Origin of the sequence: Microbulbifer sp. GL-2 (assembly GCF_007183175.1) — a bacterium.
Taxonomy (GTDB): domain Bacteria; phylum Pseudomonadota; class Gammaproteobacteria; order Pseudomonadales; family Cellvibrionaceae; genus Microbulbifer.
This window is the reverse complement of record NZ_AP019807.1, coordinates 717,112-739,418: the sequence shown is the minus strand read 5'-3', so window position 1 is coordinate 739,418 and position 22,307 is coordinate 717,112. Positions and strand designations below refer to the sequence as shown.

The 22,307-nt window shown below is 50.6% G+C and carries 23 protein-coding genes; 11 read left to right on the top strand and 12 right to left on the bottom strand.

Annotated elements, in window-relative coordinates; genetic code table 11:
- Positions 1–160: 160 nt before the first annotated feature.
- Positions 161–1,036: a glutathione-dependent disulfide-bond oxidoreductase gene (gene yghU / locus GL2_RS03335; protein WP_143729296.1), complete on the top strand. Its 876-nt coding sequence runs from the start codon at positions 161–163 to the stop codon at positions 1,034–1,036.
- A gap of 32 nt (positions 1,037–1,068) precedes the next feature.
- Here the strand turns inward: yghU and GL2_RS03330 are convergent, their stop codons facing one another.
- The 4 genes from GL2_RS03330 to GL2_RS03315 all read right to left on the bottom strand — a co-directional run bounded on the left by GL2_RS03330 (position 1,069) and on the right by GL2_RS03315 (position 3,309).
- Entirely contained in the window at positions 1,069–1,311 is a 243-nt protein-coding gene (locus GL2_RS03330) for a hypothetical protein (protein WP_143729295.1), read from the bottom strand.
- The gene (locus tag GL2_RS03325; protein ID WP_143729294.1) at positions 1,289–1,771 is read right to left on the bottom strand and encodes a hypothetical protein; all 483 of its coding nucleotides are present in this window, start codon (positions 1,769–1,771) and stop codon (positions 1,289–1,291) included. The genes GL2_RS03330 and GL2_RS03325 overlap by 23 nt, the downstream gene beginning before the upstream one ends.
- Before the next feature lie 36 nt (positions 1,772–1,807).
- Entirely contained in the window at positions 1,808–2,059 is a 252-nt protein-coding gene (locus GL2_RS03320) for a hypothetical protein (RefSeq protein ID WP_143729293.1), read from the bottom strand.
- A 293-nt stretch (positions 2,060–2,352) separates the two neighbouring features.
- Positions 2,353–3,309, bottom strand: a complete 957-nt coding sequence (locus tag GL2_RS03315; RefSeq protein ID WP_143729292.1) for a D-2-hydroxyacid dehydrogenase — start codon at positions 3,307–3,309, stop codon at positions 2,353–2,355.
- On the opposite strand from GL2_RS03315, the gene GL2_RS21405 reads away from it, so the two are divergent.
- Together GL2_RS21405 and GL2_RS03310 are read left to right on the top strand one after the other, a co-directional pair.
- Positions 3,285–3,449: a hypothetical protein gene (locus tag GL2_RS21405; protein WP_172621042.1), complete on the top strand. Its 165-nt coding sequence runs from the start codon at positions 3,285–3,287 to the stop codon at positions 3,447–3,449. The genes GL2_RS03315 and GL2_RS21405 overlap by 25 nt on opposite strands.
- 12 nt (positions 3,450–3,461) lie before the next feature.
- Entirely contained in the window at positions 3,462–4,364 is a 903-nt protein-coding gene (locus GL2_RS03310) for an EamA family transporter (protein ID WP_143729291.1), read from the top strand.
- Between the two features lie 27 nt (positions 4,365–4,391).
- Here the strand turns inward: GL2_RS03310 and metG are convergent, their stop codons facing one another.
- Positions 4,392–6,419 (bottom strand): methionine--tRNA ligase, encoded by a 2,028-nt coding sequence (gene metG, locus GL2_RS03305; RefSeq protein WP_143729290.1) that lies wholly within the window; start codon positions 6,417–6,419, stop codon positions 4,392–4,394.
- A gap of 200 nt (positions 6,420–6,619) precedes the next feature.
- On the opposite strand from metG, the gene apbC reads away from it, so the two are divergent.
- Both apbC and GL2_RS03295 read left to right on the top strand, forming a co-directional pair.
- Entirely contained in the window at positions 6,620–7,771 is a 1,152-nt protein-coding gene (gene apbC / locus GL2_RS03300) for an iron-sulfur cluster carrier protein ApbC (protein WP_143729289.1), read from the top strand.
- A 670-nt stretch (positions 7,772–8,441) separates the two neighbouring features.
- Complete coding sequence (locus tag GL2_RS03295) at positions 8,442–8,834, top strand: hypothetical protein (RefSeq protein ID WP_143729288.1); 393 nt, start codon at positions 8,442–8,444, stop codon at positions 8,832–8,834.
- Here GL2_RS03295 and GL2_RS03290 read toward each other — a convergent pair.
- Complete coding sequence (locus GL2_RS03290) at positions 8,831–9,844, bottom strand: rhodanese-related sulfurtransferase (RefSeq protein WP_143729287.1); 1,014 nt, start codon at positions 9,842–9,844, stop codon at positions 8,831–8,833. The genes GL2_RS03295 and GL2_RS03290 overlap by 4 nt on opposite strands.
- Positions 9,845–10,042: 198 nt before the next feature.
- On the opposite strand from GL2_RS03290, the gene GL2_RS03285 reads away from it, so the two are divergent.
- Both GL2_RS03285 and GL2_RS03280 read left to right on the top strand, forming a co-directional pair.
- The gene (locus GL2_RS03285) at positions 10,043–10,303 is read left to right on the top strand and encodes a hypothetical protein (RefSeq protein ID WP_143729286.1); all 261 of its coding nucleotides are present in this window, start codon (positions 10,043–10,045) and stop codon (positions 10,301–10,303) included.
- Positions 10,304–10,518: 215 nt separating this feature from the next.
- Positions 10,519–11,052 carry a hypothetical protein gene (locus GL2_RS03280; RefSeq protein WP_143729285.1) on the top strand — a complete coding sequence of 178 codons (534 nt, stop codon included), beginning with the start codon at positions 10,519–10,521 and terminating at the stop codon, positions 11,050–11,052.
- Between the two features lie 115 nt (positions 11,053–11,167).
- Here GL2_RS03280 and GL2_RS03275 read toward each other — a convergent pair whose 3' ends face one another.
- The 3 genes from GL2_RS03275 to GL2_RS03265 form a co-directional block, all read right to left on the bottom strand.
- Entirely contained in the window at positions 11,168–11,569 is a 402-nt protein-coding gene (locus tag GL2_RS03275; protein WP_143729284.1) for a 3D domain-containing protein, read from the bottom strand.
- Positions 11,570–12,086: 517 nt separating this feature from the next.
- Complete coding sequence (locus tag GL2_RS03270) at positions 12,087–12,824, bottom strand: tetratricopeptide repeat protein (protein ID WP_143729283.1); 738 nt, start codon at positions 12,822–12,824, stop codon at positions 12,087–12,089.
- 73 nt (positions 12,825–12,897) lie between these two features.
- Positions 12,898–15,936 carry an FAD-binding and (Fe-S)-binding domain-containing protein gene (locus GL2_RS03265; RefSeq protein WP_143729282.1) on the bottom strand — a complete coding sequence of 1,013 codons (3,039 nt, stop codon included), beginning with the start codon at positions 15,934–15,936 and terminating at the stop codon, positions 12,898–12,900.
- A gap of 277 nt (positions 15,937–16,213) precedes the next feature.
- Between GL2_RS03265 and GL2_RS03260 the strand changes: the two genes are divergently transcribed.
- From GL2_RS03260 to GL2_RS03250, 3 genes are read left to right on the top strand one after another with little or no spacing between them, the layout of a single operon-like run.
- Positions 16,214–17,143, top strand: a complete 930-nt coding sequence (locus GL2_RS03260; RefSeq protein ID WP_232053752.1) for a DUF523 and DUF1722 domain-containing protein — start codon at positions 16,214–16,216, stop codon at positions 17,141–17,143.
- Between the two features lie 8 nt (positions 17,144–17,151).
- Complete coding sequence (locus GL2_RS03255) at positions 17,152–18,090, top strand: MerR family transcriptional regulator (RefSeq protein WP_143729280.1); 939 nt, start codon at positions 17,152–17,154, stop codon at positions 18,088–18,090.
- A complete protein-coding gene (locus tag GL2_RS03250) occupies positions 18,087–19,562 on the top strand; it encodes a deoxyribodipyrimidine photo-lyase (RefSeq protein ID WP_232053751.1) in 1,476 nt (491 codons plus the stop codon). The genes GL2_RS03255 and GL2_RS03250 overlap by 4 nt, the downstream gene beginning before the upstream one ends.
- Positions 19,563–19,614: 52 nt before the next feature.
- Here GL2_RS03250 and GL2_RS03245 read toward each other — a convergent pair whose 3' ends face one another.
- Positions 19,615–19,815 (bottom strand): CPXCG motif-containing cysteine-rich protein, encoded by a 201-nt coding sequence (locus tag GL2_RS03245; protein ID WP_143729279.1) that lies wholly within the window; start codon positions 19,813–19,815, stop codon positions 19,615–19,617.
- Positions 19,816–20,219: 404 nt separating this feature from the next.
- Between GL2_RS03245 and GL2_RS03240 the strand changes: the two genes are divergently transcribed.
- Positions 20,220–20,660, top strand: coding sequence for a YqaA family protein (locus tag GL2_RS03240; protein WP_143729278.1), 441 nt, complete (start codon positions 20,220–20,222; stop codon positions 20,658–20,660).
- A 90-nt stretch (positions 20,661–20,750) separates the two neighbouring features.
- Here the strand turns inward: GL2_RS03240 and GL2_RS03235 are convergent, their stop codons facing one another.
- The gene (locus tag GL2_RS03235) at positions 20,751–21,452 is read right to left on the bottom strand and encodes an aspartate/glutamate racemase family protein (RefSeq protein WP_143729277.1); all 702 of its coding nucleotides are present in this window, start codon (positions 21,450–21,452) and stop codon (positions 20,751–20,753) included.
- 331 nt (positions 21,453–21,783) lie between these two features.
- Complete coding sequence (locus GL2_RS03230; protein ID WP_143729276.1) at positions 21,784–22,170, bottom strand: hypothetical protein; 387 nt, start codon at positions 22,168–22,170, stop codon at positions 21,784–21,786.
- Positions 22,171–22,307: the final 137 nt, after the last annotated feature.

Here is a 22,307-nt window from a genome sequence, read left to right as displayed (position 1 = left end):
GATTATTTCAGCCACTTTGCGAGGTAGGAGCTGGGAATCAGGGATAATTAAGTGAACCTGTTTGTACTTTCCCGATAAACGCAGGCGCCCCTCTTTACAGTAAATTGGCGTGGCCATATCTATTGTTGGACAACCCCTTATTTTCAGTTGGAGTCGTGAAATGTCGGATCGACCTTATACCCCGCCAAAAGTCTGGACCTGGGATTCGGAGAGCGGTGGGCAGTTTGCCAGTATCAACCGCCCGGTGGCGGGCGCCACCCATGAGAAGGAGTTGCCCCGCGGTAAGCACCCAATGCAACTGTACTCTCTGGCGACGCCCAATGGGGTGAAAGTGACCATTATGCTGGAGGAGCTGTTGGCGCTGGGTTTTGATGGCGCAGAATACGACGCTCATTTGATTCGTATCACTGAGGGCCATCAGTTTGGTAGTGGCTTTGTGGAAGTGAACCCCAACTCAAAAATTCCCGCGCTGCTGGATCAGAGCACCAATCCCCCCATCCGGGTTTTTGAGAGCGGCTCGATACTCCTGTATCTGGGGGAAAAATTTGGAGCCTATCTGCCACATACTCCAGAGCAACGCACAGAAACCCTCAATTGGCTTTTCTGGCAAATGGGCGCAGCCCCCTACCTTGGCGGTGGGTTCGGCCACTTTTACACCTATGCTCCGGAGAAGTATGAATACCCGATCAATCGCTTTGCTATGGAAGTAAAGCGCCAGATGGATGTGTTGGATCAGCAGCTAAGCAAACACCAGTTTATTGCCGGGCGCGAGTACACTATTGCGGACATCGCGATCTGGCCCTGGTACGGGGCACTGGTGCGCAATGAGGCTTATGATGCTGCAGAATTTCTCGATACCCAAAGTTACAAACACCTGAATCGTTGGGTTGAAGAAATTGCTAAACGCCCTGCCGTACAACGTGGACGCATGGTGAATCGGACCTGGGGTGACTCTAAGACACAGCTACATGAACGCCATGATGCCAGCGATTTTGATACCAAGACCCAGGATAAGCTGGCTGGTGGAGAAAGTTGACTAAGAGCTGTCGGAGAGGGGGTTCGCCCCCTCTAGAAAGTGCGCATTGATAACATCAACTGCACTATCTGTGAGGTACGGGGCAACTGCCATAATTTCTCGATAATAAATCCGGCGGCAAAAGCCAAGCCGAGCATTGCCGGTAATGGGATTGCACGCAGTTGCTTGCTTGCCTCTCTCTGTTGCTGATTAATCAAGCGTATAGCGCTGCGACGCTGTTTTTCCGCGTCTTGGCGGCACTCCTCAATTTGTTTATTTAAAATTTTCAGCGACATCACTCAAAGCCTCTTTCACCTGCCGCTTAGTCTCTTCAAATCCCAGCAGCGGACGCAATTTGCGTTGATATAATAAGACGCCAACAAAAATAAATATCTGCATCAACAGGAAAGTGAGAAAGCCGATATAGACCGACTGGGAAAAATAATAGGCGATAAGACCTATGCCGCCGCAGAGACTGATAAGCAGGGCGGTGCCCAAGGGGACCAGCATAAGCTGCAGGAATATAAGGCGCTTGCCGGCAGTCAGGGTCCTGTCCAGCTCCAGCTGAAATAGCCGCTGAATATTACTGATCCAGGCAGTAAGCAGCGTCAGAGTGGCTTCTGCACGGGCAAGAGTAGTTTCCAGGCTGCTGTTGTCACCAGCTCCCGCGTTGCCGGCAGCCCCATCCGCTTCGCTCCGGCCACGATCCTGCGCAGCCGGTTCGGAATTTGCGTCGGACTTTTTTCCATTTCCCATCTGGGGGTTTCCCTACCGGTTAAATAAAGAAAAATGCTATTTAAAAAGCTTGGCGATTGCCCAACCGACCACAAATGCACAGCCGACGGCAAGAATCGGGCGTTGGCGTAGTGAAGACTCCGCTTTTTCCATAACGTCTGAAGCGCGCTGTCTCTGTGATTCGACAGACGACTTGGCTCTCTGTCTTAAGCTTTCCGCAGCATCAGTAGCTGCCTCTCCTGCGAGATTATAGGCCTGTTGCAGCTTTTCCCTGCTGGAATTTGTGTGGGGAGATCTTGCTGTTGCCATTGGGTTGCTCCTTTTCAGGGGTTGATTGGCAAGGAATGATATAGTCGTCCCCGGCATTTCCCAGTCAAACTTGCGTTTTTATTAGGGGAATTGAAAATAAGCACAGTCCCTTTTTTTATAAAAAGCTATATCCTCTCTCACAGCTATTTATAGGCTAACCCTCTTTGTGAACTTACATATTTTACGGTTGGGTATGGGCTTCGGAGAGAGATAAAAAATAGTCGCCCAGAGTCCTATTTGTTGTGATCATATTTTTGGACTCTGATGAGTATATGGATAATAGAGGGGATAAATTATTTTTTCGGCGACCGGTGACTGGTTTCCTGCTTCCAGGATCGAATATTTTCAACCACTCCGTCCAGTAAACGTTGACGGCTTTCACGACTGATCCAGGCATTGTGGGGCGTGATAATCAGGTTGGGAATATCTTTATTCAGGAGTGGATGACTTGCCGGTGGCGGCTCTTCGCTGAGCACGTCCAGTGCGGCGCCACCCAGCTTACCGCTACGCAGGGATTCGGCGAGAGCGTCTTCATCCACCAGACCTCCACGAGCAGTATTAACTATCAGGGCACCAGGCTTTACTGCGGCGAGAAAATTGCGATCAATCAGTTTTTTAGTCTGTTCTGTAAGTGGGCAGTGCAGGCTAATCACATCGGACTCCGCTTGCAATTGTGCCAGTGGTACCCGGTTCCCCTGCTTTTTTCCACTGCTGGACTCGGCGATCAAAACCCGCATTTCCAGCGCCTCTCCCAAGCGAGCGACTTTCCTGCCCAATTCCCCGTAACCGATAATACCGAGGGTCTTGCCGGAAAGTTCCACCACCGGGTGGTCCAGCAGGCAGAAAACGTCTGATTGGCTCCATTGCCCGGCCATGACTTCCTGATGATAAAGGTGCCAGCGCGAGGCGAGAGCCAGTATTAATGCCAGTGTGTGCTGCGGTACCGAGGCGCCGGCGTAACCCTGGACATTGCGCACGGGTATACCGAATTCCAGTGCGGCTTCGAGATCGATATTATTGGTACCTGTGGCACACACACAAATCAGTTTGAGCTGCTGTGCCTGCGCTAAAATTTCGCGATTCAATACTACCTTATTAGTGATAACCACCTGGGCGTCGGCGATGCGTTCGGCAGTTTGTGCAGAGGAAGTGGTATCGTGGAAATCCCAGTGGTCTAGACTGTTGTGCAGGGCCGACGTGTCCAACTCCTCCAACTTCATTGTCAATGCGTCCAGAAATACGCCGCGCATGGAACCTCCTCAGTGTCTGTGCAGAGTACGGGAATGCTACGGTAGTGGGCGCCGATTGCAATGGCTTCTCTGGAGAGATGCGCAACCTGTCCTGTGTGGGTGGCTACGGTTTGTTTGTCGGGCCTTTCTGTCGCAATTGAAGAGGGCTCTTGATGGGAATATCGGTAACTGCGGCAACACTGGTTCTGGTATCGGCATTTCTTCACGCGGGATGGAATTTACTGGGAAAGTCCCGCACTCCCTCTCCTGCATTTTTCTGCATTGCCACACTAAGTGTGGGCTTATTGTTGCTTCCCCTCGGTTTTTGGGTGTTGTCCCAGGCACAGTCATTACCGCGCTCTTTCTGGCTGCTGCTGCTAAGCAGTGGTTTTTTCCAGATGATTTATATGGGGGGGCTTGCGTTGGCCTACCAGCGCGCCAATATGGGGTTGGTATATCCGATAGCGCGGGCACTGCCTGTGTTGTTAGTGGCCCTGGCAACGGTGCTGTTGGGACAGAGACTCCCGTGGCTCGCCTGGCTGGGTATGTTGCTGGTTACTATTGGCTGCTTACTGGTGCCACTAGTGTATTTTCGCCAGTGGCATTGGCGCGCATATTGGCGTGCAGATTGTGCCTGGGCCCTGGTGGCGGCACTGGGAACGGTCGGCTATTCGCTGGCGGATAAGGGGGCTCTCATTTACCTGGAAGTGGCGCTCGACGGTGCTGTGCCTCCCATGGCAATGGCTTACAGTTACCTGGGTATGCAATTCCTTGCCTGCGGCTTGTGGTTGCTTTTCGGTTGCCTGGGAGGAGCTGGGCGCGCGCAGTTGGCCCAGAGCCTGGGAGACCTGAAGTTGGGGGTTGTAACAGGCCTGATGATGGGGGCTACTTATGGCCTGGTATTGCTGGCCATGTCGATGACAGAGAACGTAAGCTATGTAGTGGCCCTGCGCCAGCTCAGTATTCCGCTGGGGGTAGGCCTGGGGATCTGGCTCTTAAAAGAACCAGCCTACAGGCCCCAGCTGCTGGGGGTGGGCCTAGTATGTGCCGGCTTGATTGCAGTGTCACTGCGTTAGGGCGGGTTGCCCCGCCCAGGGAACTGATTACATCACTCGCATGCCCGGTTTGGCACCTTCGTGGGGCTCGAGAATCCACAGGTCCTTGCCGCCGGGTCCGGCGGCCAACACCATACCTTCACTCACGCCAAAGCGCATTTTGCGAGGGGCCAGATTGGCGACCATGACGGTGTGCTTACCCTCCAGCTCCTCAGGCGCGTAGGCGCTCTTGATGCCTGCAAATACCTGGCGGGTTTCACCCCCCAGGTCCAGGGTTAGGCGCAACAGTTTGCCAGCCCCCTCCACGTGCTCGGCCTTGGCGATCAGGGCAATGCGCAAGTCCACCTTGGCAAAATCGTCAAACTGGATTTGCTCGGCGATAGGGTCATCTGACAGGGGACCGCTGGCTGCCTTTGTTTCAGCCTGCAGTTGTGCGAGGGACTCCTGAGCGGCATCCATCACTGCATCCACCTGGGTTTTTTCCACCCGCTGCAAGAGCGGCTTAAACTTCTTGATCTCGTGGCCTGCCAGCGGGGTGATGGCGTTGTTCCAGTTTAATTCACTGTTGAGGAACTCCGCTGCTTTCTGCGCAGTATTGGGCAGCACCGGCGCGAGCCAGGTGATCAGGGCGCGGAACATATTTACACCCTGGGAGCAGATCGCCAGGACTTCTGCCTCGCTGCCTTCCTGTTTAGCCAGGGACCAGGGTGCCTTATCGGCAATCCAGGCATTGGCGGCGTCAGCCAGGCCCATAATATCGCGCATGGCGCGGGCATATTCACGCTGCTCGTAGTTGTCGGCGATGCGCGGGGCTGCCTCAACAAACTGTCTCCACAGTTTTTCATCGGCCAGGCCTGTAGCCAGCTTGCCACCAGCTTTGCTCACAAACTTGGCGGTACGCGAAGCGATATTGACTACTTTGCCCACCAGGTCGGAATTTACCTTGGCGATAAAGTCGTCCAGGTTGAGGTCCAGATCATCCACACCGGCAGTGAGTTTGGCGGCAAAATAGTAGCGCAGGTACTCGGGGTTCAGGTGGTCCAGGTAGTTGCGGGCATTGATAAAAGTGCCGCGGGACTTGGACATCTTCTTGCCGTTCACAGTGAGGAAACCGTGTACGCAAACCTTATTGGGAGTGCGGAAATCTGCGGAGTCCAGCATTGCCGGCCAGAAGAGGGCGTGGAAGTTGACGATATCCTTGCCGATAAAGTGATACACCTCGGCGCTGCTGTCTTTTTTCCAGTACTCCAGCCAGTCGCTGCCGTTTTGGTCACAGTAATTTTTCAGGCTGGCCATGTAGCCAATAGGAGCATCCAGCCAAACGTAGAAGTATTTGCCCGGTGCATCGGGGATTTCAAAGCCGAAGTAAGGGGCGTCGCGGGAAATATCCCATTCCTGCAGGCCCTCTTCCAGCCACTCAGCCAGCTTGTTGGCGACCTCATCTTGCAGGGTACCGGAGCGGGTCCAAGTGCGCAGGAATTCGGTAAAGGCGGGCAGAGTGAAGAAGAAGTGCTCGGACTCCCTTTCCACTGGAGTGGCGCCGGAAATCGCGGAAACCGGGTCGATCAGCTCTGTGGGGCTGTAAGTGGCGCCACAGGCTTCGCAGTTGTCGCCGTATTGGTCGGGTGTGCTGCAGCGCGGGCAGGTACCCTTGATATAACGATCCGCCAGGAACAGCTGCTTCTCTGGGTCGAAAGCCTGGGTGATGGTGCGCGAGGCGATATGGCCGTTGTCGCTGAGGCGGCGATAGATCATGGAGGACAGCGCTCGATTCTCCTCCGAGTGAGTGGAATGATAGTTATCTACGCCGATCAAGAAATCGGTGAAGTCCCGCTCGTGTTCCGCCTGCATATTGGCGATGTGTTGCTCCGGGGTCAGTCCCAACTGCTCGGCCTTGAGCATGATTGCGGTGCCGTGCGCGTCATCGGCGCAAATGTACAGGCAATCGTTGCCGCGCGCGCGCTGAAAGCGCGCCCAGATATCAGTCTGGATATATTCGAGTACGTGGCCCAGGTGCAGGGAGCCATTGGCGTAAGGGAGTGCGCTGGTGACTAGGATTTTGCGCGTATCGGGCATCGGTTTTTCCATCGCTGAGGGGTTGCGGCCGGAGGCTCCGCTGGAGTGGCCGGAGAACATCAAAAGACCGCGGAATATAGCAGATTTGTGTTATGCCGGGGAGGTGTGGCAAGCGTCGCCGGATTGAACCTGTTGCTGGCGCTGGGCCGATTCATCCGACACAATGCGTTCCAGACATGAAGCGCCAAGAGGGAGATACCGTGAGCGATCATCATCACGACCATGAAGAGCTATCAACGGATGTTCAGGCAGAGCTGGAGCGCCTGGCTGAGTGCCTTGGTCAGTTGCACGATTCGGCCAGTGGGTTGCTACTGGACGAACTGGATGCGGATATAGAAGTGGGTTACGAGGACGGCACGGTAGTTGTCGGCATTAGCCTCGGCTACCCCTGTGCGAGCCAGGAGGAATCTTGGCGTAAGCGGGTTATGGAAGCTTGTGAGCCACTGCTGAAAAGCGGCCCTCTGGGAGGTAACAGCCTGCAGTTTGAGTTGTTCAGCGATATCCCGGCCACATCGTCGGCTAATGCCCCTGAGTCATTACAGGGGGTGAAAAATATTGTTGCGGTGGCCTCGGGTAAAGGCGGTGTGGGCAAGTCTACTACAGCGGTTAACCTGGCCCTGGCCCTGGCAGTGGAAGGCGCTCGTGTAGGACTGCTCGATGCGGATATTTACGGCCCCAGCTTGCCCACCATGCTGGGCACTGAGGGTGTGCGTCCACACGTCAAGGAGCAGAAATTCTTTGTACCTGTGGATGCCCAGGGGATCGAGACTATGTCATTGGGCTACCTGATGACTGAAGAGACCCCGGCAGTGTGGCGCGGTCCGATGGCCAGTGGTGCCCTCAATCAAATTCTCACTCAAACCCTGTGGTGCGATGCCAAAGAGGAGCTGGATTACCTGATTGTGGACATGCCTCCCGGTACTGGTGATATCCAGCTGACATTAGCGCAAAAAACTACCCTAGCCGGTGCTGTCATTGTAACCACTCCCCAGGATCTGGCCCTGAAAGATGCTATCAAAGGAGTGGAAATGTTTCGTAAGGTCTCGGTGCCGGTGCTTGGTATTGTTGAAAATATGGCTTTACACACTTGCTCTAAATGCGGCCATAGTGAGCCGATTTTCGGTACAGGTGGCGGTGAGCGCATCGCGGAGGAATACGATACCCACCTGCTGGGTGAATTACCGCTGGCACAGAAAATCCGCGCCGATGTGGATACTGGTTGTCCCAGTGTTATCGCTGACCCCGAAGGGGAAATTGCCGGTTTTTACCGGGAGATCGCCCGCAAAGCGGCCGCCCAGGTCTGGCTCAATGCCAGTAGCGATGAAGACCTGCCGGAAATCGAAATTAGTTGAACCCAATCGCGATGCTTATCACAAAGAATTAATTTTTTTATTTTTGTGGTTTTTCGCTGGGGTAAATATCCCTATATTGGGCCTCTCCAGTGCGTTTTCTCATGGAATTTCCTGTTGTGTGAGTGACGCCCGCAGAAATGGCCGGGCCAGAGGCTCGGCCATTGCGTACCAATTATTGGTTCAGTAGTTTTTGGCCAAATGGTATCCTAATCATTTAATTTAAATATTTTCCGGTGTTTGTGACTGTAGGCTGCTGTGTGTGAAATACACATGGATTGTCCGTTTTTGCAGTATTTTAGAGAGAATCTGCCTTGAATACTGGCGGGTGATCGTGTAATTACCCCAGCCTGCCGCCTATGCAAAAAGTGCCAAGTAATTATGTTGTATTTTTACTGGCGACCGTCAAGGTTACTAAGCAGTTCAATTTGAGAAAACCCAATAATTTTTAGGAGAGAAAAAAGCGGGTATAGGTGCGCGATTTTTATTTTGTATTTGGTGGTAACAGCCCGACAAGTCGGTACTGCTTTTGGGTTGTAGAGGTGGATTCAGGAGCGTGTAAAAAGTCCCCCGCAGCCGCGCGGACCGTTGTTGCAGGTGAGACACACAACAGGCATTGCAGAAGCTGTAGTCGATAAAAATAACAAAGACAAAAGCGCGAGTGCTTTCATCAATGAATTTTCAAATTAGCTATCGACCGATAGGGGGTATAGCGCGGATATTATTTTATGGGCCTGTGGGTTTTGCGGAGAAAATGGAAGCCGCAGCCAGGCTTGTGGAAAAATACCGGCACAGGGTACCGCTGCGTGTGCTGTTGGACCTGCGCTATGCGCGCTCCAAAGTTACACTCGAGGAGCAGCGGCAGTTTACCAAGTACATTGCGGAACACCCGGTACTGAAACGGGCATATATTGCCGTTTTACACCCGCGCAACCGCTGCACTTCGCCATTGGCAACGCGGGGAACATGTCTGTGCAGGCATAGTTCGAGGGAGTTTATAGCCGAGACAGAAGCTGAGGCCTGGCTCACCCAGATAAAGGGGGTGGCGAGGCCTGCGGAGTTCTAGTTGGCTTGAGCTGGCTTCTGGGCCTGGGCGCGCTGGGCTTCAGCCTGGCGCTGGCGCTCCTCTTTTTTCTGCCGGCGCTTGTTGGAAGTCTGATTGCGGGCATCCTGGCCCATATGCTCCTCACCGCGCTTTTTGGCTAGTTGGATCTGTTTTTCACGCTCACGAAAGCGAGCGCGATCGGCTTCACTGACTTTATCGTGGCAGTGTGAGCAGCTGACCCCCTGTTCAAACAGGGGGGACTGTTGATCTTCCATGGTAATCGGCATACGGCAGGCATTGCACTGGTCGTATTGGCCACGATCGAGATCATGGTTGACGGTGACGCGTTCGTCAAAGACAAAGCATTCGCCCTCCCATAGGGATTCTTCCTTGGGTACCTCTTCGAGGTATTTCAGGATACCCCCGTGCAGGTGGTAGACCTCCTCGAAGCCCTGCTCCTTCATATATGCAGTGGATTTTTCGCAGCGAATCCCTCCGGTGCAGAACATGGCCACTTTTTTATGCTTGGCCGGGTCCAGGTTTTCTTTAACGTACTGGGGGAATTCGCGGAAGGTTTCAGTCTTAGGATTGATTGAATCCTTGAAGGTCCCTACCTGGAATTCATAGTCATTGCGGGTGTCGACTACAACGACTTCCGGGTCGCTGATCAGCGCATTCCAGTCTTTGGGCTTGACGTAGGTGCCGACGACGCGCAGAGGGTCAATCCCCTCTATACCCATGGTGACAATTTCCTTCTTCAGCTTGACCTTACTGCGCAGGAAAGGCATTTCGCCGGTATAGGACTCTTTGCATTCGAGTTCGACCAGGCGCGTGTCTGATTTCAGGTGGGCGAGGACCGTATCTATGCCCTCTCTGGAGCCGGCAATAGTGCCGTTGATGCCTTCGCCGGCTAGCAGCAGGGTGCCGCGTACGCTGTGTTCCAGCATAATGTTCAGTAAGGGGGCGCGCAGGGACTCGAAGTCCTTCAGGGTGACGAACTTATAGAGTGCACATACAACGAATTGATCCATGGTACTTCCTCATTTGCGGGCCGGAACGTAAATCCGGAGCAGAAAAAATCGCCGCGCATTTTATCGCAAATAAAACTGCTTGTCGTACATTTAGCAGGCGGTTCAGAGGCTGCCCCTGCACAGATTTGTTGTTGACCGGGAGGCCGCAAGTTGTCAAAGTTCTGGCCGATATTTCAGGGTCACAGCGAGGCGAACCCAATGGGCGAAGAATTTGCACCGAAAGAGTCGGAATTAAGCCAGATCTACCGCGAGGGCGAAGTATCCGTCCAGATCGATATTTATGAGGACGGAGAGGGCGGTTGGCTGCTCGAAATCGTCGATGAGAGTAATAACTCCACAGTGTGGGAGGACTCCTTCGAGACTGAAAAAGAGGCCTTGGATGAGGCTATGGATGCCTTGCGCGAGGAGGGGATTGCCACCTTTGTTGGCCCGGTACAGGAAGTGGACGGTAACTGGTAAGTCAGTCACCCCTGCCCGTGCGCAGGAGATGCGTCCTGCGTGGAGCCCCAGCGGCTAGCTGAAGCTCTTTGGGGCGTCGGCGTGTCTAGCTGCTATGGTTAAGAAGAGAAGGGAATCGCGACCGTGTGACAGCACACCCAATCACAGCGCCGTCGCGAGGCAACTGCGGAATCTTTGTCTCCGGCGGTGCTACCTAGCCTGCGGTTACCTTCCCGATGAAACTGCGCTGCCTGTTACTTCTTTTGCTTCTGCTGACCACTTTAACCTCCGCTGAAACTCTGCTTCTCTCCAACAGGCAGTTGCTGAATACCAACCTCAAGGAAGCTCAACTGATTTCTGAGTTGCACGGTTACGCTATTGTTGCTGGCCGTCACTGTATTGATTGCGATGAAAATCCAGCCATTTTTATCCAGCGGATCGCTCGCCCAGGAGAGAGTGGGAATGAAGTACAGGCTGACAAAGACTCTGACCGGTATACCTATCCGGGCCGCTACATTGACTATTTAAGTAAGAAATTGGTAGAAAAAACTCGTATGTTTTACGGTTATTGTTATGAGGGGCAGCCATCGTTGTTGTGGCTCACCGAGTATTTTACCGGTAGCAGGTGGATCAAATCGGAATATTTGATTTTATTGGGGGATGAAGGCTTGGAACATCGCTATAACGAAAATAAACAGCCGAGCATTTTTCACCTAGAAAATGAAGCGTGCCACGAGCTGAAGGGCATTTTTGCTGAGATAGAACCCTAGGGCGATTGTTGAAGGGATTTCTATTCTGAGAGTAAGTATCAAGTTTTGGATATCGATATAATAAAAAAACCCCGCTGGAGGGCGGGGCCAAAAGGGTCGTTGAAATCAGGTCTGCTTACTTCACCGGTTCAAAAACAATCTTCAGTTTTTTCTTGCCCCAAGCTCGGGCTTTTCGAATATCTTTTTCCATCCACACGTCAATACGGTTGGTGAATCGCTTGTTCATACGGTCACGCACAGTGTAAGTACCGGGCAGACCTTCAATTTTTACTTTGGCACCGTTGGTCAGGCCGTGCTTTTCCAGGTCACGGGATACGGCGATGATCTTGTCGCCTGGGCGCAGGCGGTTATTCCAGGCGGCAACCCAGGGGTCGCTATCAGTTTGGCCCGGTACAGAGTTATAGGCAGTTGCATCAACGATCATGGTTTTCTTAATTGCCGCGGAAGCGTTGACGCTTACACCAATTGCAAGAAGAGCGGCGAGGAAAAAAGCTGTATTACGCAGAGTCTGTTTCATGATGTCCCATTACCTCCAGGAATCAAATGGTCACAAGCCAAAAGCTGCTTGTGAAATTTCCAAGTGTTTTTGGAAATCGTTGATCAATATTTAATCAACGCTGGCTATATTACCGGTGATTTAGGCGGTATCAACTTTTTTATTATTTGATGACAGAATCTTGTGGGGAATGGTGACGGAACATATAGGCTTGAAACTTTATTCTTCAAATTATTTTTTAAAAAAGAAAAAATACTTATTTTTACCCTTTTTCTTTGTGAAAATGTATTTAAATGTCTTTCAAAAAGGAAATTTGCCCAACAGCCAAATCCTTGCTGACAGCGATGTCATTCTAATGATTACCTAGCGTGGCAGAGGATCTGCTTTCTAATTAGTGGCATAAAAGTAAAATATTTCCCTGTAACTATTTGTGACCAGTTCTTCAAAACCTTCAAATTCGAGCCAGAATAGCTTTTAGAGCGAGGGGACTGGTCCGTCAAATAGTTCAAGCAGAAAAAAGCGGGGCTTTTTCAAAAGCCTAAAGGTGGGTTTCAGGGTTTTGCTCTATGGGTTCTACCTGTTGACGCAATGTGGTCAGGTAGTCACTGTCCTCCTTCAGGTCTGGCAGTTTGTGTCGGAGGTCAAGCTGCACAGCCAATTCCAGCCATGCAATGGCCTCTTCCAGGTTTCCCTGCCATTCGCACACTTGCCCGATATTGAAATAGGTAATGGCCAGATTATGCCACTCCTTCTGATCCGATAAGCCGTCTATAGCACTCTTATAAAGGAGGTAAGCTGTGTTCAGCAGGTGGGCACGTTGGGTCACCGTTGGCTCACTGGCTGCCTGTCGGTGGTAGGTGTGCGCCATGGCCGAGCGTACCCTGGCGGCGGAGTGTGGCAGTTCAGCACCGGAGTCCAGGTAATTCAGCACGGATTGAAATTGGGTGCGCGCCAGGGGGTAGAGGTCGGGGCGGGATTTAGCGCCCAGAGCATTTAGGACAATGCCATAGCGGTAACGCAGGGCCTGCTGTTGTGCTGGGTATAAGGTGAGTGCAGAGATGGCTTTCTCATATAGAGGCAGGGCTGCGTCAAACTCCCCCCTGCGTGCTAGTGTTTCGGCTTTACCGACCCAGGCAACGGCGCCCTGGGCAGTAATATCGTGAGAGTTGGGACTCTCAAGTTGTGAATTTTGTGTCATGGAAATGGCGGGCAGCAATATCGCCAGGGTGAGCAGAGCGCAACACAGAATCTGTAAGCTGAAGAAACTTTTGTGCATAAGGAATCCCGAGAATTGGCCCGGTCGACGGTAACAAGGCCCGCTTTAGCGGGCCCCTTACGTCAGTAAATCCCTAGTTGTTGAGTTGTGCCAGCAATCCCTGCATAGGGTGGCGCAGGTTAACACCTGCAAAGCGGTTGGCCTGGCAACGGCAAGAGTAGCCGGTGGCAAGCTGGTTGCCCTTGCCGCCGCTCAGTTTGGGGGCCCATGATTGCTGGAAGATCACTTGGGAGGTTTCTTTGTGTGTAGCCTCATGGCCGTAGGTACCAGCCATACCGCAGCAGCCGAGGCTCTCGGTTTGCAGTTCCAGGCCGAGGGCGGAAAATATCTTTTGCCAGTCTTTGAGTGAGGCAGTGGCGTTGGTTTGCTCACTACAGTGGGGTAATAGCTGAAAGCTGCCAGGGCGTACCCGTTTGCTTTGTTTTTGCAGGTGGTCCTGTTGCTCCGCCAGCCACTCCTGTAATAGGTGGACTTTTGGCGCCTGATCACCCAGGAGTTTCTTGTATTCGGAGCGGTAGGTCAGGGTCATGGAGGGGTCTATACCTACCAGCGGTATGCCGCTGTCTGCCAAGCTGTTGAGCATCTCGCTATTGCCCTCGGCAACCCGCTGGAATTGGCGCAGGAATCCATGCACATGCAGGGGTTTGCCGTTGGCGCGATAGGGGGCAAGAATGGGTACAAAATCCAACTGCTTGAGCAGTCGCAGAATATCCGTTACTACCTCTGCATCAAAATAGCTGGTGAAGGCATCTTGCACGATGATGACCGCACGGCTGCGCTGGGATGGCCCCAGGGTTTCCAGGCAGGCTTTACTGGCAGTGGGTACGCCGAGTTCGCGAACACTAGTCTGCAGGGTTTTCTGCGAGAGCAGTGGGCTATCCACCATGCCGAAAATACGCTCCATCAGAAAAGACACCGGCTTCAGTTTCAGGGGCCAATTGTAAAGCTGTGGCAGTTTTGCCATGTGCGGCATCAGGAATTCCAGTCCTCCCACTGCGTAATCTTTCAGCGGACGAAGGTAGCGACTGTAGTAGAGTTCGAGAAATTTGCTGCGGAATTCCGGTACATCCACCTTGATCGGGCATTGCCCCACACAGGACTTACACGCCAGGCAGCCCTGCATGGCCTCGTTCACTTCGTGGTTAAAGTCGTACTCGCCGCGTGTTTTAGCCAAGGTGTTTATGAGGCGTTTTGGCAGTCCGACAAAAAAGGAGCGCTCGCGGAATTTGCGTGCACTGGCCACCGCATCCACATTTTGTTTGCTCAACAGGCGCAGCCACTCGCGCATCAATGAAGCTCGCCCCTTGGGAGAATGAATCCGGTTGCGCGTGGCCTTGTAGGAAGGGCACATGGCATCGTCGGGGTTCCAGTTAAAGCAGGCACCATTGCCGTTGCAATGTACCCCTTCCTCGTAACCCTCCCACACCTGCGCAGGAATTTGCCGGTCGTGTTCGCCGCGAGTATTCACCGCGTCAATTTTCAGTAGACTGGCGTTATCGTTTGGTGTGGCAATTTTGCCGGGGTTTAGTTGGTTGCGCGGATCGAAAGCGGTTTTGATTCTTTGTAGTTCGGGATACAGATCCCCAAAAAATTCCGGGGCATATTCGGAGCGAACACCTTTGCCGTGTTCACCCCACAACAACCCTTTATATTTTTGTGTGAGGGCCACTACCTGGTCCGTGATCAGACGAATTTGCGCAGCTTGTAGTGGATCTTTCATATCGATTGCTGGACGCACATGTAAAACACCGGCATCCACATGACCGAACATGCCATAGTCGAGGTTGGCTTCATCTAATAGAGTGCGAAATTCAGCAATAAAGTCCGCCAGGTTTTCCGGTGGAACCGCAGTATCCTCTACAAATGGAATTGGGCGCCTTTCCCCCTGGACATTTCCCAGCAGGCCCACGGCCCGTTTACGCATGGCCCAGATACGATTGACCTCGGCATGGCCGCGGGCAATAGAATAATCAAAACTTTTTCCTGGTTGGCCGATTCTCTCTTTGATGTGCGCAGTAAATGTTTCCAGCGCGCGCTCCAGCTCTTCCTCTGTGTCTGCAGTGTACTCCACTAGGTTGATGCCTTTGACTGGGCGATCCTCAGGAGGAAAAAACTCGCTGACGCTGTGCCAGACGATATCCTCCATGGCCAGTTGCAAAACCTTACTGTCAACCGTTTCGATGGACATAGGGCCTGCGCGCATTAGATCCTTGGCATCGCGCAGTGCTTCCTGAAAGTGGTCGTACTTCAAATTGATCAACGCCACACACTTGGGAATCGGCAGCAGATTGAGCTTGGCCTCAGCAATAAAGCCGAGCGTACCCTCGGAGCCGCACAAAACGCTGTTGAGGTTAAAACGCTCGCACTCGTGGATATGGGCCAGATCGTAGCCGGTAAGGCAGCGATTGAGCTTGGGAAATTTCTGTTCGATTAATTCGGCTTTTTCCCTGGCAATTTCGTCACAGATCTTGTGCACTTCGGCGGAGCGGCTGTCTCCCCTGCGTATTTCCTGCAGTTGTACCTCTTCTAATGGAGTGGAATGCCACAGCTCCCCTCCCATCAGCACTGTATGTAATTCGAGCACATGGTCGCGGGTTTTGCCGTAGACGCAGGAGCCCTGGCCCGATGCATCGGTATTGATCATGCCGCCGATGGTGGCTCGGTTACTGGTGGAAAGCTCCGGTGCAAAAAACAGGCCGTGGGGTTTGAGTGCGGCATTCAGCTGGTCCTTGACTACACCCGCCTGTACGTGCACCCAGCGCTCCTTCACATTGATCTCGAGGATCTGGTTCATATGGCGGGAGATATCCACTACTAGCCCATCTGTGAGGGACTGGCCGTTGGTGCCGGTGCCGCCGCCCCTGGGGGAGAGCACTACAGAGTGAAACTCCTCCTGGTCCGCCAGAGCGGCCAATAGCTGTAGATCACGATTATCGCGGGGATACACCACTGCCTGGGGCAACACCTGGTAAATGGAGTTGTCGGTTGCCAGAACTGTGCGGCTGGCGTAACTGGGAGTGGTGTCGCCGCGGAAACCCGCGTTTGTCAGTTCCTGCAAAAACTGCAAATAGAGCGCCTGAACCTCGTCGACTTCGCGCAATGCTGGAATCATGAGCTAATCCGTACTTTTGGGGAGGTGGAGACCGCAAAATAGACCGGAGGAAGAGGCGAAGTAAAGAGTCGCAGCCCTGCCGCTCGGTAAGAATGCGGCCCTGCATTGTAGCTGGGGTGTGGGCGGGCGCAAGCGGCGAATGTCCTAAGCAATGGTATCAAAAAGTTATACAAGATGATTTCTTGTATAACTAATCCTGGCAAGCTATAAAAAAAGAGACGAAATTTTTCTGCGCGCCATAACTATGCATATAGAGCTGTTACCTCAGAAGATCCCGGTGGGAATTAGCCGCTGCGCGGTGGGAGACCCAGTGCGTTATAACGGCAGCCACAAGCACAGTAAAGTCTGTACCCAGCTGCTGGGGAATTGCTTTGATCTGCATTCATATTGCCCCGAAGTGGCAATCGGTATGGGAGTACCACGACCACCTATCCACTTAATAGTGAGTGATCGCTTGCGTGCAGTAGGGCGGGAAGACCCCGCTATGGATGTTACTGAGGCACTGGTGGGGTATGCAGATCAGGTGGCACCAGAAGTGGCAAATCTGCGAGGCTTTATCCTGATGCAGAAGTCACCAAGTTGTGGTGTGCGGACCACGCCCCATTACAAAGTGGATGGAACTGGGGTGCTTGCTCATGGCTCTGGTCTATTCACTGCGCGCTTGCGTCACCACTTTCCGCATATGCCCGTGGAAGAGGTTGGGCGCCTCAATGCTAGTGATATTCGTGAGAATTTTCTCACCCGTGTTTTTGCCTATGATGCCTGGCATCGATATGTAGCCCCCGACCCCAGGCCGGCGCGAATAATCGAGTTTTATACCGCCTACAAATACTTGTTGTTGGCTCACAGCCAGCCCCAGACTCGTGCACTCGGCCAGTTTGTCTCCAATACACGCACGCTTGAGCCGCAGATATTTGCCGATGAGGTGCGCGGCAAAATTATGGAAATCCTTACCAATCAAGCTAGTCGTAAGGACCGCACCAATGCCCTAATGCACAGCCAGGGACACTTGAAGGGCTATTTAAGTAAGGAAGAGCGCAGCGAGTTGGCACAGCTTATTGATGAATATCGCCAAGGGCGCAAACCTCTGTCCGCTGTGCTCACCATGCTGCGTCACTATTTACCGCGTAGCCCCCATCACTTTATCCACAGCCAGGTTCTGCTTGCCGCAGAGCCAGCTGAACTTGGCTTATGTGAATTTCGCTGATCGCCGCCATGGTTGATGAAGAAGTTTCCGAAGTAGCCCACTTGCCTATTCGAGAAGTGGCGCGCCGCACCGGTGTTCGAGCGGTGACATTACGAGCTTGGGAGCGTCGCTACGGACTGCTCTCTCCTGCTCGCACCAGCAAAGGTCATCGGCTCTACAGTGAGGTAGAGGTACGCCGTATTGAGAAGGTTCTGACATATCTCGCTCGCGGTGTGGCTATAGGACAGGTACGCGAGCTGGTTGAACGCGGCCAAGGAAATAGGTTGTGCGCAGAAATAAATGAGGAAAATGGAAGTAGTTGGTGGGCAATGCTTGATGAAACCTGCAGTCTCCTGGAAGACTTTGCTGAGCCCCAGCTACGCATGCGACTGGATCAGTGGATCGCGGCCTTTCCATCGCCGCTACTGATCGAGTACTGGTTAAAACCTCTACAAGAAAAGTTGGGAAGGGCATCTCTGTCAGAAAGTGGAGTTGCTTTACAATTTTTTTGGCAATTATTAAATGAACAGTTGCTGTTAGCCAATGGTATCGCCCGTAGAAACCTACGCAAAAATAAAAAAACATTCTCACATAAGCTGTGCCTGCTTGGGCTTTCCGGTGGGGAACAGCAGGTCTTTGTACAAATGTTCAGTGCTGTGCTTCTGGCTAAGGGTATTGATACTGTCGTCTTTAGCGGCCAGGCTGGCTCGGTCGGACTGGAAGACCTTGTAACAGAGCTAGAGATTGATGGTGTTCTCTTCTATAGCCACAGAGCTTTGTCCAAGCACTTTATTCACCATGATTTAACGAAATTGGCCTCGGGTCTTAAGACACGACTTTGGCTCACGGGAGATTTTGTTGATATACAATATGCAGAACTGGCGGGATTGCGAAAGCTGGTTGCTGTTTCAGTGCTATCAGGAACCACCGAAAAAGCAATTGCGCAACTGCAGGGGCAGCTGGGATGATCAGCCGACAGTTTCCTTTTGAGCGAGGTTTAATGTGGTTTCGTAGTGATCTACGTATATATGATAATTCTGCATTATATCGCGCCAGCACTCATTGCAAAGAAATAGCCTCTATTTTTATTGCCTGTCCTGATAGCTGGAAATTGCACAATGAAGGAGATGTACTGGTTGCTTTTCGCATGGCCTGTCTTCATGAATTACAAGCCCAGTTGCAAGTCCGAAATATTCCATTGTACTTCCTTGAAGTCTCGACATTTTCTCAGGTTCCTCAAGTGCTGCAGGAAATAACCCAACGCCTGAAAATAGATGCCCTTTTTGCCAATGCCGAATATCCACTAAATGAGCAGCGCCGGGATAATGCAGTACGGGATGTACTGACAAAATCTGGGGTCGAGGTTGAATACTTCAGCGATCGTACACTGTTACCTCCTGGCTCTGTGAGAACAGGTAGTGGTGATCCTTATAAGGTTTTTACTCCTTTTAAACGTGCCTTGATCCAACTTTGTGCAGAAAGTGAAACCAAGTCTTTACCGGCTCCGCGAAAAATAGCCCCTCCAGACAAAGGAGCGTACTGGCCAAAATGGCTGGCATTGAGTGAAGGTAAGAAACTGAAGCAGAAAATGCCCGGTGAGTTGTCGCAGTATACAATTAATACTGTTGAAACAGGGGTTGTAAAGGGGTGGAAGGCCGGAGAAAAAGCTGCACAGAAGCGCCTGAAGGTATTTAGTGGCTTAGTCAGTAAATACCAATCTGAAAGGGATTTTCCTTCCCTGGATAGTACCTCGCGCCTATCACCCTATTTAAACTGTGGAGCAATTTCTATTCGTCAGTGCGTAAATATGGCCCTGAATTTAAATCAGGGCCTCTGGCAAGGCGGTAACAATGGTATCGCATGCTGGATAAGTGAATTAATCTGGAGGGAATTTTACACTCATCTGCTAGTAGATTTTCCTCGGCTGAGTAAAGGTGAGCCATTTAAGGAGATAACCGATCAAATTCCCTGGTCATATAATGAAGACAGGTTTGCGTGCTGGAGTCGCGGTGAAACTGGAGTTCCTATTGTCGATGCCGCCATGCGCCAGTTAAACGAAACCGCGTGGATGCACAATCGCTTACGTATGATAGTTGCCTCATTTTTGACTAAAAACATGCTGATTGATTGGCGCTGGGGGGAGCGTTATTTTATGCAGCATTTACTTGATGCAGACTTTGCTTCCAACAATGGCGGTTGGCAATGGACGGCTTCCACGGGAACTGATGCAGCTCCCTATTTTCGTGTGTTCAACCCTTACAGTCAATCACAAAAGTTCGACCCAGATGGAACATTCATACGGAAGTATATTCCAGAACTTTCGAGTCTCAATAATAAAGAGATCCATAATCCCCCTCCAACGGAAGGGTATCCAAAGGTTATTTGCGATGTGAGTGCAGGTCGACAGCGAGCGATTGAGGTTTTTGCTAACCTTAAATAAAGGCCGATAATTTCTAATGGGGGTATAGTGTATCTTCGTGAAAGAAAGGCATCTAGAAAGTTTCATCCTCACTGTGAGCAGAAATAGATAACACATTGTTAATATCAATATTCACTTGAAGTACGATTGGTCTACAGCAGATCTGACAATCTTCGATGTAGCGCTGTGATGCAACTGAAGCATCGATCAATATTGTGATCGACTCACCGCAGTAAGGGCATTGAATACTTCTTTCTATTAAGATGTTTTGCATGAGTTTTCTATCAGCAGATGTAATTCTTAATGTTTGGTTATGATTTGTATTTTGTGTAATCTTTCTTTGGGTGGCAAGTGAAATATATGTGCCAACCTGTGCAATTAAATGAATATTGTTTGTTCTTTTCTATTTTCCGTGGATTCAAGCGTGAAGAATCTATTAGGCTGGTGATTGCTAGGCTGCTGACTTGTAAGTTTAAACTCTCTTGGATTTTCTTGAGGTGCTAATATGTAATGTGGAACTCAGGAGTGTTGAGTAAATGCAAAAAAACATTCAATTTACTAATGTTTTTTCGTGGATTGTTTAGGCGTTTTGTAAGCTTAATTATAGAGGTGCCAGGTTGTGGGGCCGGTCGATAGTAGTTAAACTGCCTGCTGAATTTTGTAAGTTTAAGATGGATAATGGAAGGTTTTGCTGAGTTAGGGGTTTTCGGTCTCTTTTTTTCTGCATTTTTGGCTGCAACGATCTTACCCTTAAGTTCGGAAGTTGTGCTGACTATCCTGCTGCTTAACGGTTTGTCTGCTCCTACATTAATCATAGTTGCCACTGCTGGGAATGTACTAGGCTCTTTGACCAACTATGCGCTTGGATATTGGGCTAGTTTAGGTGTGGTTAAAAGATGGTTTAAAATTTCAGAGGATGAATTCCTGCAAGCTGAGCAACGTTTCAAGAAATATGGAATGTTATCGCTATGTTTTGCATGGGTTCCGATAATCGGTGATCCATTAACCATTATGGCTGGCATCCTAAGGGTTCCCTTATTATGGTTTTTTCTCTTGGTGACTTTAGGGAAGCTTCTACGCTACATTTTTATTAGTTATATTGTTCTTAATGTTGCGTAATTTTTAGAGCCTTATTCGTATCCTTTTGCTTTTAATAGTTGAAGTCCACACAAATTAAATATGATTTTATGTATAGGTTATTAGGTAATACTATATTGCCTCAGATATTGCTGCTTTTGCCAGAATTCGGTTGGAGTTTAGCGTTGGAAGTGATGAGTTGTTATCGCTTATGACCAAAGGGATTTCTGTGCAGCCAAGAATAACTGAATCACATCCAGAGTCTCTGAATTTATTGATTGTGTTTTGAAAGTAGCGGACAGTCCCTGGTTTGACTATGCCGTAAACCAGCTCACTCATAATCAGGTGGCCAATTCTTTTTGTGGTTTCCTGTGTCGGTCTTTGCCAGCTTAGTTTCGCTCTTTCTATCTTGGCGGGATATACGTCGCTCTCTGTCAGCCATTGGGTGCCCAGAATTCCTAGCTTTTTGAAGCCGCATGCTTTTGCCTCACGGATTACACAATCAGCAATATGTAACCACGGGAGTGGGGATCTTTGCGCTACATAGTCGAAGGCTTGGTGGATGGTATTGTCGGGGCATATTATAAAATCTGCCCCTTGTGCTTTTAGCTTATCCACAGATGAGAGCATCAGGTTACCTATGCCGTGAAGATCATTCGTTTTCAGGTATTTTACATATTGAGCTAGTGAATGAGTGTGCATAGATATCTCTGGGTGTGCATGCTCACCGAGGTACCTGCTACTCTCGGTGCAGATAGTTTTGTAGCAGAGTGCGGCCCCCTCAGCTGAGCATCCGACAATGCCGATATGTTTTATCTGATCGTAATCTATCATGGTGGTAACTTCCGGATACTATGATTTTTTTTGCGAAATTTATTTTTCTGTCAATTTTTTCATTTGATCAGACTCCCTTGGTCTGCTTGGGATTTTTTGCAAATTTTGTAGCTCTTGCAATTAAAACTACTAAGCGGTATCAAATGCAATTTCTTTTGCAATTTCTACATCTGGTATGTCTCCGGCGCCTGATCAATTGTATTTGGTAGTAAGCGAAGGTTCCAGTAGAGGAAAATGTACAGCAACCGGCTTATATATGTGGGGATCTATGGCTTTTTCTGTCATGAATTTTATCGATGGTCCAGAACTTAGCAGTACTACGGAAAAATTTTTAATAGATACTGTTTGAAAGAGAGGGATTGTCAAACAAATAACGTCTTGTTAAACGATCAATACTGCCATCACCATTATTCCTTAGGTCAACGATAATGGCAGCAGTGACTAGGATCAGGGCCATTGCTACTTCGATGTGCTTTCGCAATGTCTCACTGACATGATCGAAGCCCCAAAAATCTGTATAAGTAATATTAACTTCCGAGACTTCAATCTGAGAAAATCCAGAATTTTTTCTGTTCAGTTTGGTGAGCCAGTACTCATACCTGGGCTCGTCCTGGGATCTATTCGGATTGTGCCAGCCTACAATAAAATTCTTGCCATGCTGCTTTAGTACTTTTGGTAATAGCCTTGCAACCACTTTAGGGGTGTCAGCTTTTTTCATCACTTGGGACAGGGTGGCCTTGTGTAAACTTTAACGAATTGCAGAGACATCTTTATAGAGTACATATCGATCAGATATTCCCTTATCAAGTGCACTGGCCAGTTTATCTTTTGTTTTGTTGAAAGGGGTATGGAGAA

Coding starts and splice junctions, on each gene's coding strand:
- yghU (WP_143729296.1), top strand. CDS start 161: ATGTCGGATCGACCTTATACCCCGCCAAAAGTCTGGACCTGGGATTCG.
- GL2_RS03330 (WP_143729295.1), bottom strand. CDS start 1,311: ATGTCGCTGAAAATTTTAAATAAACAAATTGAGGAGTGCCGCCAAGAC.
- GL2_RS03325 (WP_143729294.1), bottom strand. CDS start 1,771: ATGGGAAATGGAAAAAAGTCCGACGCAAATTCCGAACCGGCTGCGCAG.
- GL2_RS03320 (WP_143729293.1), bottom strand. CDS start 2,059: ATGGCAACAGCAAGATCTCCCCACACAAATTCCAGCAGGGAAAAGCTG.
- GL2_RS21405 (WP_172621042.1), top strand. CDS start 3,285: ATGCGTCCAGAAATACGCCGCGCATGGAACCTCCTCAGTGTCTGTGCA.
- GL2_RS03315 (WP_143729292.1), bottom strand. CDS start 3,309: ATGCGCGGCGTATTTCTGGACGCATTGACAATGAAGTTGGAGGAGTTG.
- GL2_RS03310 (WP_143729291.1), top strand. CDS start 3,462: ATGGGAATATCGGTAACTGCGGCAACACTGGTTCTGGTATCGGCATTT.
- metG (WP_143729290.1), bottom strand. CDS start 6,419: ATGCCCGATACGCGCAAAATCCTAGTCACCAGCGCACTCCCTTACGCC.
- GL2_RS03295 (WP_143729288.1), top strand. CDS start 8,442: ATGAATTTTCAAATTAGCTATCGACCGATAGGGGGTATAGCGCGGATA.
- GL2_RS03290 (WP_143729287.1), bottom strand. CDS start 9,844: ATGGATCAATTCGTTGTATGTGCACTCTATAAGTTCGTCACCCTGAAG.
- GL2_RS03285 (WP_143729286.1), top strand. CDS start 10,043: ATGGGCGAAGAATTTGCACCGAAAGAGTCGGAATTAAGCCAGATCTAC.
- GL2_RS03280 (WP_143729285.1), top strand. CDS start 10,519: ATGAAACTGCGCTGCCTGTTACTTCTTTTGCTTCTGCTGACCACTTTA.
- GL2_RS03275 (WP_143729284.1), bottom strand. CDS start 11,569: ATGAAACAGACTCTGCGTAATACAGCTTTTTTCCTCGCCGCTCTTCTT.
- GL2_RS03270 (WP_143729283.1), bottom strand. CDS start 12,824: ATGCACAAAAGTTTCTTCAGCTTACAGATTCTGTGTTGCGCTCTGCTC.
- GL2_RS03265 (WP_143729282.1), bottom strand. CDS start 15,936: ATGATTCCAGCATTGCGCGAAGTCGACGAGGTTCAGGCGCTCTATTTG.
- GL2_RS03255 (WP_143729280.1), top strand. CDS start 17,152: ATGGTTGATGAAGAAGTTTCCGAAGTAGCCCACTTGCCTATTCGAGAA.
- GL2_RS03250 (WP_232053751.1), top strand. CDS start 18,087: ATGATCAGCCGACAGTTTCCTTTTGAGCGAGGTTTAATGTGGTTTCGT.
- GL2_RS03245 (WP_143729279.1), bottom strand. CDS start 19,815: ATGCAAAACATCTTAATAGAAAGAAGTATTCAATGCCCTTACTGCGGT.
- GL2_RS03240 (WP_143729278.1), top strand. CDS start 20,220: ATGGAAGGTTTTGCTGAGTTAGGGGTTTTCGGTCTCTTTTTTTCTGCA.
- GL2_RS03235 (WP_143729277.1), bottom strand. CDS start 21,452: ATGATAGATTACGATCAGATAAAACATATCGGCATTGTCGGATGCTCA.
- GL2_RS03230 (WP_143729276.1), bottom strand. CDS start 22,170: ATGAAAAAAGCTGACACCCCTAAAGTGGTTGCAAGGCTATTACCAAAA.